The 13,605-nt window shown below is 45.5% G+C and carries 13 protein-coding genes; 8 read left to right on the top strand and 5 right to left on the bottom strand.

Annotated features, from left to right (window positions below):
- Positions 1-74 precede the first annotated feature (74 nt).
- From GXP65_RS00710 to uhpT, 4 genes are all read right to left on the bottom strand, one after another.
- Positions 75-1,415, bottom strand: coding sequence for an MFS transporter (locus tag GXP65_RS00710; RefSeq protein WP_038877356.1), 1,341 nt, complete (start codon positions 1,413-1,415; stop codon positions 75-77).
- Between the two features lie 5 nt (positions 1,416-1,420).
- Positions 1,421-2,920: a signal transduction histidine-protein kinase/phosphatase UhpB gene (gene uhpB / locus GXP65_RS00705; RefSeq protein ID WP_162091728.1), complete on the bottom strand. Its 1,500-nt coding sequence runs from the start codon at positions 2,918-2,920 to the stop codon at positions 1,421-1,423.
- Entirely contained in the window at positions 2,920-3,528 is a 609-nt protein-coding gene (gene uhpA / locus GXP65_RS00700) for a transcriptional regulator UhpA (RefSeq protein ID WP_088880140.1), read from the bottom strand. Before uhpA ends, uhpB begins: the two co-directional genes overlap by 1 nt.
- Positions 3,529-3,711: 183 nt before the next feature.
- Complete coding sequence (gene uhpT, locus GXP65_RS00695; protein ID WP_162091727.1) at positions 3,712-5,109, bottom strand: hexose-6-phosphate:phosphate antiporter; 1,398 nt, start codon at positions 5,107-5,109, stop codon at positions 3,712-3,714.
- A 397-nt stretch (positions 5,110-5,506) separates the two neighbouring features.
- Here uhpT and GXP65_RS00690 point away from each other — a divergent pair, with 397 nt between their 5' ends.
- From GXP65_RS00690 to GXP65_RS00670, 5 genes are all read left to right on the top strand, one after another.
- Positions 5,507-6,505 carry a helix-turn-helix transcriptional regulator gene (locus GXP65_RS00690; protein ID WP_162091726.1) on the top strand — a complete coding sequence of 333 codons (999 nt, stop codon included), beginning with the start codon at positions 5,507-5,509 and terminating at the stop codon, positions 6,503-6,505.
- A gap of 277 nt (positions 6,506-6,782) precedes the next feature.
- Positions 6,783-8,114, top strand: a complete 1,332-nt coding sequence (locus tag GXP65_RS00685; protein ID WP_162091725.1) for an amidohydrolase family protein — start codon at positions 6,783-6,785, stop codon at positions 8,112-8,114.
- Between the two features lie 79 nt (positions 8,115-8,193).
- Positions 8,194-8,826 (top strand): DUF3299 domain-containing protein, encoded by a 633-nt coding sequence (locus GXP65_RS00680; protein ID WP_005427168.1) that lies wholly within the window; start codon positions 8,194-8,196, stop codon positions 8,824-8,826.
- A 111-nt stretch (positions 8,827-8,937) separates the two neighbouring features.
- Positions 8,938-10,164, top strand: a complete 1,227-nt coding sequence (locus tag GXP65_RS00675) for a carbohydrate porin (protein WP_162091724.1) — start codon at positions 8,938-8,940, stop codon at positions 10,162-10,164.
- Between the two features lie 99 nt (positions 10,165-10,263).
- Positions 10,264-10,482, top strand: a complete 219-nt coding sequence (locus tag GXP65_RS00670; protein WP_005427083.1) for a DUF6500 family protein — start codon at positions 10,264-10,266, stop codon at positions 10,480-10,482.
- Positions 10,483-10,542: 60 nt separating this feature from the next.
- Here GXP65_RS00670 and GXP65_RS00665 read toward each other — a convergent pair whose 3' ends face one another.
- Entirely contained in the window at positions 10,543-12,246 is a 1,704-nt protein-coding gene (locus GXP65_RS00665; protein ID WP_162091723.1) for an FAD-dependent oxidoreductase, read from the bottom strand.
- Between the two features lie 151 nt (positions 12,247-12,397).
- Between GXP65_RS00665 and GXP65_RS00660 the strand changes: the two genes are divergently transcribed.
- Genes GXP65_RS00660 through GXP65_RS00650 form a run of 3 tightly spaced genes read left to right on the top strand, consistent with a single transcriptional unit; the run spans position 12,398 to position 13,574 of the window.
- Positions 12,398-12,691: a metalloregulator ArsR/SmtB family transcription factor gene (locus GXP65_RS00660; protein ID WP_005536098.1), complete on the top strand. Its 294-nt coding sequence runs from the start codon at positions 12,398-12,400 to the stop codon at positions 12,689-12,691.
- A gap of 26 nt (positions 12,692-12,717) precedes the next feature.
- A complete protein-coding gene (locus GXP65_RS00655; protein WP_012129311.1) occupies positions 12,718-13,119 on the top strand; it encodes a membrane protein in 402 nt (133 codons plus the stop codon).
- Positions 13,120-13,133: 14 nt separating this feature from the next.
- Positions 13,134-13,574 carry a YeeE/YedE family protein gene (locus GXP65_RS00650; RefSeq protein WP_162091722.1) on the top strand — a complete coding sequence of 147 codons (441 nt, stop codon included), beginning with the start codon at positions 13,134-13,136 and terminating at the stop codon, positions 13,572-13,574.
- The last annotated feature ends 31 nt before the right edge of the window (positions 13,575-13,605 follow it).

The raw sequence follows: 13,605 nt of genomic DNA, 5'->3' as shown, positions 1-13,605 counted from the left end.
AAATAGTGGAGATTGGGCGGGTGAGTGGTTAACTCACCCTAAGAGGTGTAGAAGTCGCTTCTACAATCAGGTGTCTACAACCTAAGCTTGGGAGCGAGCGGCTTTCTTGAAGGTTGAGCCTGCAAGAACGGTAACAACAGCAAGCCAATAACGGCTGCGCATACCGAGATGGTGATAAAGAATCCAGTCCAGCTGTATTCTTCAAGAATCAATGCCAATGGGTAGCCAGAAAGTGCGGCACCCATGTAGGCAAACAAACCAACAAAGCCCGTTGCTGCACCAGCGGAATCTTTGTGTGAACATTCCGCTGCTGCCATTCCAATCAACATTTGTGGACCAAATACGAAGAAACCAATCGAGAATAGCCCAGCAGCTTGGAATGCGAAGTTGGTTAATGGCATCAACCACAGTGCTGCGACAGATAGGAATATGCCTGCGGCAAACAAGAGGTTCATTGGACCTCGGTTACCACCGAACAGTTTATCCGATCCCCAACCAGCCACTAGAGAACCAACAAAGCCACCGATTTCAAACATCGACAATGCTGCGTTGGCATTGATTAGACTGTAGTGGTGTTGTTCTGTCAGGTACAAATTCCCCCAGTCATTGATGGCGGTGCGCACGATGTAAACCAGTACATAGCTAAATGCGAGCAACCAAATGTACTTGTTGTTGAACACGTATTGTTTGAGGATTTCTTTATAACTCAGGCCTTGCCCGTGATTTTCTTGCGCCAGTTCTAACTTGTCATCACGCCATTGACCAACCGTTGGCAGTCCTTGAGTGGTCGGTTTATCGCGCAAGCGCCAACAAACAACCACACCAAGAATGACACCGATAACGCCCGGTACGATAAAGCCTTCTCGCCAGCTGTAATGGAATGTGAGAAAACCAACGAGTAGGGGAATTAACGCGCCACCTACGTTATGGGCGGTGTTCCAAATTGCCCACAAGAAACCACGTTCTGAGCGCGAATACCAAGTCGTAAGTAACTTAGAGCACGAAGGCCAACCCCAACCTTGGAACCAAGCGTTCATCACCCACAGGGCTGCGAGTGCAACCAAAGAGCTAGAGAAGCCAAACGCGATATTGATAAGGCCCGTCGCGATTAAACCGACACCCATGAAAAAGCGAGGGTTAGAACGGTCAGAAATGGTGCCCGAGATAAACTTCGATAAACCATAGGTGATGTAGAAAAGCGTACCAATCATCCCGATATCGGCTTTATCTAAACCTAAATCAGCAATCATCGCGGGCGCAGCGTAGTTGAAGGTTTTACGAGTGAAGTAAAAGCCCGCATAACCAAGATACATGCCCAGCATGATGTGCAGACGCCAATAACGATAACGTTCATCCACTTGGTCTTTGCTAAGGGGAGCTTGGTTGTAGCTCGGAGACTGAAATAATCCAAACATGCTCGTTACACCTTAGGTAATGTGATGGCGATTTGCGTGCCATCCACATGATCGTTCAATGAGTAGATATACATTTTGCCGCCGAGTGCTTGCACGCGTTCTTGCATGCCGCGAACGCCCATGCCTTTCATGCAGTCTTCGGTTTTGAAACCAATGCCGTTGTCAGCGATGTTCAACGAAATGTTCTCGTCAATAGACAGCTCGATTACGATAGACGTCGCATTCGCATATTTGGCTGCGTTGTTTAACGCTTCTTGGCACAAACGGAATAGGGTGACTTTTAGCGTGTCGCCCAAAGACTCATAGTCACCTTGCCAATCAAGTACAACGCGAGTGCCATGATTGTCGAACTCCATTTCACGGGTTAACTGGTGAACGGAATCTTTCAAATCCAGATCGTCGAGCATTTTTGGACGAAGTTTGCTCAGCAAATGTTTAGTGGTGTCATAAACATTAAGTGAGAGGTTTTCGATCATGTCGGCACAACGTGTGTTTATTTCTGCGTTATCAACGCGCTTAATGATGCTCGCTTGGGTACGAATAGCCGTGATGTTCTGACCAATCTCATCGTGCAGTTCTCTTGCCACGTCACGGCGCACTGACTCTTCTGCTTGAATGAGCTGTCGGGACAAGGTTTGGTTTCTCGACAATTCGCCACGAAGCTTTTGGTTAAGATCTTTTTGTTTCTGCACCGCTAAACCGAGCATGATGCCCGTTAAGGTTTGTGCTGAAAGGGACAAAAGTAGGTCAGTGATTTCTAGATTCGAAACACCACTTCGCGCGGCAATCAAAGCAATACTGTTTAACATGGTTGCAAGCAGAGCACCTTGCCAGCCGTAGCGCAGTGCCAAGACGATGATTGGGATCGCCATACAGAAAGGTGCAAATCGAGCCAGTTCATCCGGCAAGCTGGTTTGAACCAAAATGCTGGCAATCAACAGCACGCTATAAAGCAGGATATGACGAACTTTGAATTGAACTTCGTTGGCTAACAAATTTGAGGTCAGTGGCGACCAAGGGCTTTGGAAGAGGTAGTTCCAAAGCAAGTAACACATTGGCAGAACCAACAAACCGCCAGCAATGCTCGCTAACCATGCCATGTAGACAGATTGAACGTGATAACCAACCGCAAGTACGTTAATGCAAGATGTGACGAGCAACACGACGGCCATCACCGCTAAGTGCTGATTCTGATCGCCTTTGTAATACCGCTTGGCAAAGTAAACTACAGGAATGCTTAATACGCTGGCTACCAACACCATTAACCATTGCGGCTGTTCAAGCTGCAGAGCCAGTGCAACGGTCAATCCCCATTCGGCGAGATAAATCGTTGCCCAATACTTTGTGCGCGTGTGCAGTGTTAGACCCAAACGCAACGCGAAGGGAAACAACAAGATCGCCAGTTCGGCATCGTTTACAAAGTAATAAGCGATCACCCACAGACAGAACCACGAGCATCCTGTCATGAATAAACCGCAAATGGAGGTGATGGTGTAGCTACGCATTAAAACGACTCTTGCGAGAACAGTTTGGCGAGCTCAACGTTGTTCTTCACGCCAAGCTTATCCATGGCGTTTGCACGGTGAACGTGAACGGTTTTATGGCTTAAGCCAAGCTCAGTGGCGATTGATTTTACATCCAAACCACGAGCCAATAATTGGCACACTTCGTTTTCACGGCGAGTCAGTTGAGTTAGCGTCGCCGCTTTGTCACTTGGTGTCGCGAGCTTCAATGCAATATCCGGCGTTAAGTAACAACCGCCCGATGCACTGGTTCTTACGGCTTGAATCAACTCGTCAGGGCTACAACGTTTGCTTAGGTAACCTTTCGCACCGAGTTTAAGTGACTTTTCAACCATCGCGGGTGAGTCATGCACACTTAGCATGATACAAGCAATACCTGAGGGGATTTCGGAGAGTAGGGTAAGCCCACTTTCGTCTGCCATCGAGATATCTAGGATAACCACATCTGGCTTGCACGCAGGTAATCCCACTCGAGCTTCTGCTACCGAGCTAAATTCACCTACAACATTCATGTCTGTTTCAAGGCTCAACAACTGAGCAAATCCAGAACGAACAATGACATGGTCATCGACAAGCGCTACGTTAATCATCTTAAATACCAAACTTCAGCAATACACAAACGAAAATGAGCTCAATACCAATTGGCGCAAGATAGGAGACAATCCTTTGGCACCTTTGATATAGAGAGCTCAATAAAAACCTACAATGATACTAAATTGACCCAGTTTATTTAATGATCTCGCGCGCTTTGACTGGCAAAGCGCGCTGGTTGATTAAGCTTGGTTTTCTGCCATTTCAAGCCTCTTCTTGTTTTGACGAATCTTTTTCTCTTCTGCGATAGCAACGAAGGCAAGCAAAACAATACAAATCATTGCTGAGGTATCTAGGGCAGCGAACGTGCCTTTCCAACCCGTTAGACCAAAGATTGGTGTACCGTCTGCAATCATACCTAGACCCAACTTCGCGAAGCTGTCACCAATTAGGTAAGCGAATGTGCCTTTTACGCCATCTGCCACACTGATTGCTTTTTTAGGAACAAAGCCAACCGCAGCAACACCGATAAGTAGTTGAGGACCAAACACAAGGAAGCCAAGAACAAATAGTGACGCTAGGTACATGAACTCGCTGGTTGCGTGTTGGTAGAATTCAAGAGACACGATGATCAAACCCAAAGAAACACAAGCCACTAGCGCACGGCGACCATTCGCAAGGTCAGATAAGTAACCCCACATCAACGTACCCACAAGCGCACCCACTTCGAATAGGGTAAAGCCAGAGATTGCTGCTTCTTTTGATAGACCAAGTTCTTGGTATGCGTAAACCGTTGACCATTGGTCGATACCGATACGCACGATGTAAAGGAAGATGTTTGCGAAGCAAAGTAGCCAGATCACTTTGTTTTTCAGAACGTACTCAACAAAGATCTCTTTCTTAGTCATTTGATTGCCTTCAGCCGCTTCGTCTTCTTCGCTGACTGCTTCATCAAATAGCTCTTCTACTTTACCTAGACCATAGGCTTCTGGAGAGTCGTTACCATAGCGCATGCCAATGAAACCAACGATGATCGCAATGATAGAAGGGAACACGAACATGCCGATCACGTGACCGTCGAACAAGTAGTTTGCACCAAACAGAGCCACACCAGCAGCACCCGCGCCACCTACGTTGTGAGACATGTTCCAAAGACCTAGGTAAGAACCACGCTTGTTACGAGGCGTCCACTTAGTAATGGTCGAGTAACTAGAAGGACCACCAGTACTTTGGAAGAAACCACTTAGTGCGTAGAACGCCACCATCATGAACAAGCTCGCGCTGCCACCACCCATGCTGAAACTGAAACCAAGCATTGCCAGACCAGAAAGGATAAGCATGAAAGGAAGGAACTGCTTAGTGTTTTTACCATCGGCATAGTAGGAAACCACGGTCTTACCAATACCGTAAGTAATTGAGAAACCGAGACCAATCAAACCTAGATCGGTCATCGACAAACCGTAAGTAGAAATCATGTCGTTTTGTGCGACGTTGAAGTTTTTACGGATCAGGTACATGGTCAAGTAGCCAATGAATACCACTAGGTAAGATTGGATAAATGGTTTGAACCACATTTTTCTACGTACTTCGACAGGAAGATCGAGGGTAGGCTTCCGGACTTGTTCAAGGAATTTTAACATCGTGAACTCTCTTGTATTAGTGTGATGCACTTGCGTGCTCGCTTTCTTTTAACTGTCGGCAATTGTAGATAGTCCTATTTTGAACCACATGAGAGGAGGGCTTAGATCGACTAGGAAAAATTCCTATAAAACGATTGCTGATTAAGAAAGCGTGAAAATCATCACATTCATAAAAGTATAAATAGCGCTTTAAATAGTGCTTAAAACGCATCTGTGGCGTGAATTGGCAAGTATTTGAACAGGCAATGATCTATGTTGAAGACCAATGTGTGTTGGCTCTTCTGCTCAGAGTGAGTCGCCTCTCATTATCAAATTGCACTTGGATTGTGACTAATGACAGCCCGGAAGTTTGTGCTTAAACTAAAATAATCCTTGGTATTTTAAGATGATAGCTTGCATGCCCAACACTGATATTCCTTTGGTTCATTCGGAAGAAGTAAAGTTGTTCGCCACTATGCTCAATGAGCTGGATGGCGATATCCATTCCTTACTTGAATCCGCACGTATGCCACAGGATATCTTATCCACCCAATCCCCTGATGCGTTTGTGCCAGAGAGTGCATTAAAATCGGTATTCCAAACCTTAGGTGAACGAGCATCACCAGAGAAGTTTGCTTTGCTTACTTGGACGCTTTGCCACGATATCTACGTTCCTAGGTTTGCCAATCAAATTACCCAAACGCACTCACTTAAAGCGGCATTGGAAGAAGTCTCCCAACTGCTAAAACAGATATCAGATAATGTCAGTCTTTCGATCGTATCGCGGGGCGGCAAATGGTGGCTCGTCAGAGAAAAGCAGGACGCAGAAAGAGAATGGTTCCGCTACGCAGAAATGTTCTCCGCGATGTTTATGAATGAGTTGCTCAAAAAGCTTGTTGGCTCCCAATGGCGATTGGCAGAAGTCGGGATTCAAGATGTAGAAGCCGAGCCATTCAATCTATTACCGGGTATGAAGAGTGCGCAGTTCTTTACTGGTAGACCGGTTACTGCCATCTCGATTCCTAATAATTGGATTAACCAGCCGATTGCTTTCACGCCATCTCAGACGGCGCCAAGTACAAGTTTTCGTGGTGAGGATGATAAGTTCAGTGACGCATTAGCAAGGGCACTCACGCCTTATCTCTCGATGGGCAAGATCTCTATCCAGTTCGCCGGCGAGTTGATTGACATGAATGCTCGTACCATACAAAGGCGGCTAGCAAATGAGGATACGACGTATAGAGAAGTGATCGAAGGCTTGGTGCTTAAACAAACGCTGGAACTGTTAGCGGACCGAGACCTCAGTATTACGCACATTGCACTTAAAACTGGCTATTCAGACTCAGCTCACTTCACCCGCGCGTTTAAGCGAATGATGAATCTTACGCCTAAAGCTTACCGCCAATCTTTGTCTTAATTAGTTACACATAAAACCTCTGAATAATCGGAGGTTTTCGTCTCAACTCGCATTTCTTTCACAATATCCGCATGTTGTCGTGTAAAGGCAATTAAACCACCTTGAAAGTCGTCATTATTACTTCTATGTTTTTAACGTAAGTCGTCTGTTTCATAAGTGTTTTGATCTGATCAGTTGTTTTTGGTGATCACTGAAATGGATGCCCTCATAACGCCACTGTTTAAACAGGGAGGTTATAGGAAATGGACCCCAACTATCCAAAAACATAGGTGTAATAATGACAATTTCTAAGAAGAACCTTTCTTTCGTTGCGCTATCTTGTGCGTTTGCCCTCAATGCCAATGCAGCCTCAACGCTGATTACCAACGTCGATGTTTTCAATGGCACGGATGAAAAGCTACTGCAAAACCAGAACGTATTGGTTGTCGATAACTTAATCAAAGAGATTTCGGCTAAACCGATAAAAACCGACAAGCAAACCACAACGATTAATGGCGAAGGCTTAACCATGATTCCTGGCTTGATCGACATGCACTCACACATGTGTATTCAAGAAGGCATGTTGGTAGGTCGAGATGGTTACGACCAAATGGCGATGGGTGCACGTGCTCACGTTTCTATGATGCAGTACCTCGACCAAGGCTTTACCACAGCTCGTGACGCTGGTTGTAATATTCTTGGTATGGCAAAAGCCATCAACAATGGTTTGCTAGAAGGGCCGCGATTGTTCCCTGCTGGCGGTTTCTTGAGCCAGACTGGTGGTCACGCGGATACCGGTAGCTTTAACGATGTTCCAGGACGCGTTGACGATCTTGAACGCCACGGCTTCGGCTATATCGTCGATGGCGAAACAGAAGCTCGTCGTGCTGCACGTCAGAACCTACGTTCGGGCGCGACGCAGATTAAAATCATGGCTGGCGGTGGTGTTGCGAGTGAGTTCGATCCAATTCACATGACGCAATTCTCTAAACAAGAGATGGAAGCGATTGTAGGCGTAGCCGAAGATTACGGTACCTACGTCATGGCGCACGCTTATCATGATCGTTCGGTTAACCGTGCCATTGATGCTGGCGTAAAAGTGATTGAGCATAACTTCCTTATCTCTGAGGAAACCATTAAGCGGATGAAAGAAAAGGGGGTGGCACTTTCTGCACAAGCAGTGATGTCTCTCGAAGCCTTTGCCGAACCTGAAAAGATCACCTTCTTCAGTCCGGATCAAAAAGCCAAAGCGACCAAAGTAAACGAAGGCGCGAAACAGATGTTTGAATGGGCTCGTAAATACGACCTTTTGATTGTTACGGGCGGCGATATGTTCGGTCCGGCTTACAACACACGCCAAGCAGACAACATGGTTTGGATGGAGAAAGTCGGATTTACACCATATGAGATCATGAAGATGGGCACATCGAACGCAGCAGAAGTATTGAGTTGGTCGGGCGGCATGAACCCATATAAATACGGTAAACTTGGCGTTGTGGAGCCTGGTGCTTACGCTGATGTGGTGCTGGTGGACGGAAATCCTCTGCAAGACATCACAATTCTTAACGATTACCAAGATAAATTCAAAGTAATTATGAAAGACGGCAAGATCCACAAGAATACCTTGTAGTAAACTCTTTCGACTATTTGGGGACGCTGGATGTCCCCAAATTTTTCTCTAAAAGACAAAAAACTATTCAAGGGAACGTATGAAGAAGTACCTATTGGCTGGCTTAGTTTTGCTGGCTTCATCAAATGTATCCGCCGATCAATTAAGCTGGGAGCAATTGTTGCCAGTGAATGTTCCTCAGATTGAAGACCCATTTGTAAAACTCACAGACCAACAACTTTTTGAACTGGGCTCTCTTGCAAGATATCGCGATTCTCAAAATCTTAATGAGCAACAAAAGCAAACCATGAAAGAGTTAGAAGACAGTTTAAAGGCTGACGACTTAGACATTGAATGGTTATTCAAAAAGCGCGAAGAGATTACTGAGCATCGTCGCATGCTTGCATCGATGCCAAACGCAACGCTAACAGAAGACACTTATGAAATTCCTGGCTTTGTAACGCCAGTAGAATTTAACAATGACGTTGTCACAAAATTTTTCCTTGTTCCAACCATGGGGGCGTGCATCCATACGCCACCGCCACCTGCAAACCAAATTGTTTTAGTCGATTATCCAAAAGGTTTAAAGCTAACTTCTCTTTACGAGCCAATTTGGGTGAAAGGGGATCTGCATGTGAAAAAGACCAAAGCAGATGTTTCATACTCTGATGGTGCTGCGAACGTAGAAACCATCTACCAAATGGACGAGGTTTCAATTCGACCTTACCGATAAGAGTACACCACCGAAAATACAAAAAGCAGTGAGCTGTCGCTTAATGGCAATTTTCAAAACGTTGAATCATTAAACTCTTTTTCTAGAAATCAATTTAATGAGAAACCAGACATGAAAGTAACTGTTCCAAAGCTTAGTTTTATCGCTCTTTCACTCGTAATGGCGTCATCGGTTAACGCCGCAAATTTCGGTAGCCCTGATACGGTAGACAATACCATTGCTGAAAATGCTCGTGAAAAACGCACTTGGCGAGAGTCATTAGCGGAAGATAATAACTTAACGTTTGGTTTGGATTACCAAGCGCTTGGCTTAACGGCTTCTGACCCACAAAGTGGTGGTGAAGATACCGCAAGCGCTGGTGTTGCTCGCTTTTATGGTAGCTGGAATCTGGTTGGTCTTGAATCTGGTAATACGGGCGGATTGGTTTGGAAAGTCGAACATCGCCATGCTTACAGTGATTTGTCACCGAAAGAATTTAGCTTTATCGGTAACGGTTTAGGTTACGCGGGCATGATTGGTCCTGCATACAGTGATCAAGGTGCTCGTCTAACTAACCTATATTGGAAGCAAAAGCTTAATGGTGGCAAAACCGCGTTCATGGTGGGTTTCTTAGATACCACTGACTATGTTGATACATACGCTTTAGCCAGTCCGTGGACCGGATTCAGTAACCTTGCATTCAGTACTGGTGGTGGTTCCATTGGTCTACCGGATGATGGGATTCTAGGTTTAGCCGTCGGTCACATGCTGACTGATAACTTCTATATGGTTGCTGGTGTGGCCGATGGCAAAGGGCGTTCAGATGAACCATTTGATGGCTTTGATACCTTATTCAACGATCATAAGCTGTTTACCACGTTCGAACTGGGTTGGACGGCGTCACAAGATCAAATCTATACCGATAATGTTCACCTAACCGCTTGGCATTTGGATGGTGGCACGCAGCATAACTTAACGAATAAAGACAGCGGGCAGGGTATTAACTTTTCAGCAAGCTACTTTGCTACAGAGCAATTAATGCCATTTGTTCGCGGCGGCTTTTCGGAGGGTGATGTGGCGCTTTATGAGCGCTCCCTAACGGTGGGGATTGGTTACTTTGGTTTAGGTAAACCAACCAATAACCTAGGCTTCGCGGTCAACTGGAGCCATGTTAACGATAACCTAGAGCACGCTTATGGTGTGGACGACTCTGAACAGTTCACTGCCGAGCTTTACTACAACATGCAGTTGAACGACTACATCCAAATCACACCGGATATTCAATACATCAAAGACCCAGCATTTTCGAACAAAAGCAGCACTTGGGTATTAGGTCTTCGTGCGAGAATATTCATCTAGATGATTATGTTTATTTGCCTTACCAAGAATAACTGTATATAAATACAGTTATTCTTGTTTTGGGTTAATTTTGCTATCGCAAAGAGAAAGGGAAAGGCAATGAACATCGTGTTAAGAGACAAAATCATTCAGGTGTGTAAGAAGAAAATAGAGCAGAAAGGCGACAATGTTGGCGTGTCCTTTTATGCCTTTTTCGCTAATAAGAATGACAACCCTGCGTTACTGATGGAAGCGGCGACTTGGTGGATTCAAACTCATCAACTCGATCACTTCGAAAAAGCGACCAAGATTATTCATTTAGTCGAATCCGAAATGTAGAAAGGGGCACATAATGTGCCCCTTTTTTCAGCCCTAAACTTAGATATTTATAATCAGAGATTAAGCTCTTGCGAACTTATAGGTACGATAACCGCCAAGTAGGTTACGTGCTTTAAACCCGGAGTTGACCAGTTGACGATAAGCGACGTTACCGCGCAAACCGACCTGACAGTAAATCACGATCTCTTTGTCTTTCGGCAGTTCATTCATGCGTTGGCGAAGTTGGTCGACAGGAATATTGATCGCGCCTTCAATGAAGCCGACAGATTCCAATTCTCCCGGATTACGAACATCAAGCAGCACTTGATCTTCTGACAGGTTGTCGATTTCATCAAAATGAATCGCTGTTGCGTCACCGTTAATGATGTTATTCGCAACGAAAGCCGCTTGGTTAATCACATCTTTCGCTGAACCATACGGCGGCGCGTAAGTGAGTTCAAGGTGTTGCAGTTGTTCTACCGTCATACCAGCACGCTGTGCAACTGCCATTACGTCGATACGTTTATCAACGCCATCTTTACCTACGGCTTGTGCACCTAAAATTTTGCCGGTTGCTGGATCAAACAGCATTTTGAACGACACAGTTTCTGCGCCAGGGTAGTAACTCGCATGGCTGGCTGTGTGGACATACACTTTTTCGTAAGCGATGTTTTCACGTTTAAGCTGTTTCTCGTTTTTACCAGTAGAAGCAACGGCCAAATCAAAGATCTTGCAGATCGCCGTGCCTTGCGTACCTTGGTAAGTTTCTTGGCGGCCAAGCATGTTGTCTGCTGCCATACGTCCTTGACGGTTTGCTGGACCAGCCAAAGGAACAAGAGTTTGTTCGCCAGTGACAAAGTCTTTCTCTTCAACCGCATCACCAACGGCATAGATTGAAGGATCGCTGGTTTGCATGTACTCGTTGGTGTAGATACCGCCTAACGCACCAATTTGAAGACCGGCTTCTTGTGCGAGCTTTATCTCAGGGCGAACACCAATCGCCATGATCAGGATATCGGTTTCAAGCTGGTCACCATTGTTTAGAGACAGCGTCAGTTTTCCTTGAAGGTGTTGGTGTGCGTCATCTTCACCCGCTTCTATGTTTGCGATAGATTGGTTCGCCACATATTCAACAGAAGATAGAGCAACGCCTAAACGTAGGTCGATACCTTTCTCTCGGATTTCGGCATGAGCAAAGCCTGCCATTTCTCGGTCAACGGGCGTCATCACTTGATCCGCCATTTCAACCAATGTTGTTTTTACGCCAAGCTGGTGGAACGCTTCCATCATTTCTAGACCTATGAAACCACCGCCAACGACCGTAGCGTGTTCAACTTTGTTGGTTTCGATCGTTTTAATGATGCGATCCATATCTGGAATATTGCGCAGCGAGTGCGTTAACGGGTTATCAATACCCGGAATAGGCGGCACTACTGGACCTGCACCAGGACTGAGTAGAAGAAAGTCGTAGCTCTCTTGGTATTCTGAACCATCAAGCAGGTTCTTAACCGTAACCGATTTGTCTTGGCGGTTAATTGAAACCACTTCGTTCATCACACGGACATCAACATTGAAACGCGCTAAAAAGCTTTCAGGCGTTTGAAGAAGCAGTTTGCTGCGTTCTTGGATATCGCCACCAATGTGGTACGGCAAGCCACAGTTTGCAAATGATACAAATGGACCGCGTTCAAACATGATGATTTCTGCGTCTTCACTAAGACGACGAGCGCGAGCTGCTGCAGATGCACCGCCAGCAACACCACCAATAATCACGATTTTGCTCATGGATTTCTCCTACTGAATGATCGAAAACGCCTACACCTTACTTAATTGAATTAGCTATGTCTAATGTTATTTGTTCTACATTAGTATTGACTTAATAATATTAATTAGTAATATCTAATAAAAGTTAACGTATTGATGAAGGGGCATAAGAATGGGCGACAGTATGCTACAAAGCGCGACCGAAGCGAGTGAGCTACTTAAAATAATGGCTCATCCAGAGCGCTTAATCGTGATGTGCAAGCTGATTGAAGGTGAAAAAGGGGTCGGTGAGCTGTTTGAAGGCTCAACATTAAGCCAATCTGCCTTTTCACAACACCTCACCGTATTGAGAAAACACAACATCATCAAAGCACGAAAGGTTTCTCAGCAGGTGTTCTATTCGATTTCTGATGGAAGAGTCGCTCCGCTGATCGAAGCGTTTAACCAAGTTTTCTGTAAGCAGTAATTCAAAACTTTATACAGGTGGTTGTTATGTTTGAAGTTCCTTGGGTGTCGCTTTTGGGCGGGGTCATGGTTGGCGCATCAGCGGTAGTATTGATGCTTTTCAATGGCAAGACCGCGGGAATCAGCGGGATCTTAAATGGTGCCGTTGAGAATGCCGACAGAGTTTGGCGAATTGTGTTTTTAATTACGATGGCATTGGGCGGTGTGTTTGCCGTTTATGTTCTTGGCGGGCATGTACCAACTGAGTACAGCGGCAATCTTGGTTTGGTTGTAGTAGCTGGTTTGTTTGTTGGGGTGGGTACGCGTATTGGTAATGGTTGCACAAGTGGTCATGGCATTTGTGGGATGGGGCGTTTCTCTGTCCGTTCCGTCGTTGCGACGTGTACTTTTATGGCCACAGCCATGTTAACCGTCTTACTGGTATCGTGAGGAATAGTGTCGTTATGAAAACTCACGTAATGAAAAGTATTAAGCAAATTTCCATTGTCGCATTTTCTGGTGCGCTTTTTGGCATTGGTATGGTGATTTCCGGTATGGCTGATCCGGCAAAAGTGATTGGCTTCCTTGATATTACCGGAGAATGGGATCCAAGCTTAGCCTTCGTCATGGGGGGAGCACTTGCGGTGTTCGTTCCTGCTTATCTGTTATTAATAAAGCCAAGAAGTGAATCTGTGTTTGGTAATGAGATTATTTGTCCAACTTCTAAAGCGATAGACAAAAGGTTAGTTGGCGGTGCGGCAATGTTTGGTATTGGTTGGGGCTTACTTGGCGTGTGTCCTGGTCCTGCGGTTGCCAGCCTCTTTACTGGCAACACACAAGTTCTGCTCTTTATAGCGGCAATGTTGGTTGGTTCGTTCACCGCTAAAAGAATGGTTCGCGGCTAAAGAGTTGTTTGATGCAAAAAAGAGAATCTCA

The organism is Vibrio sp. LB10LO1, assembly GCF_010092875.1.
Taxonomy (GTDB): Bacteria; Pseudomonadota; Gammaproteobacteria; order Enterobacterales; family Vibrionaceae; genus Vibrio; species Vibrio campbellii.
This window is presented reverse-complemented; position numbering and strand designations above follow the sequence as displayed.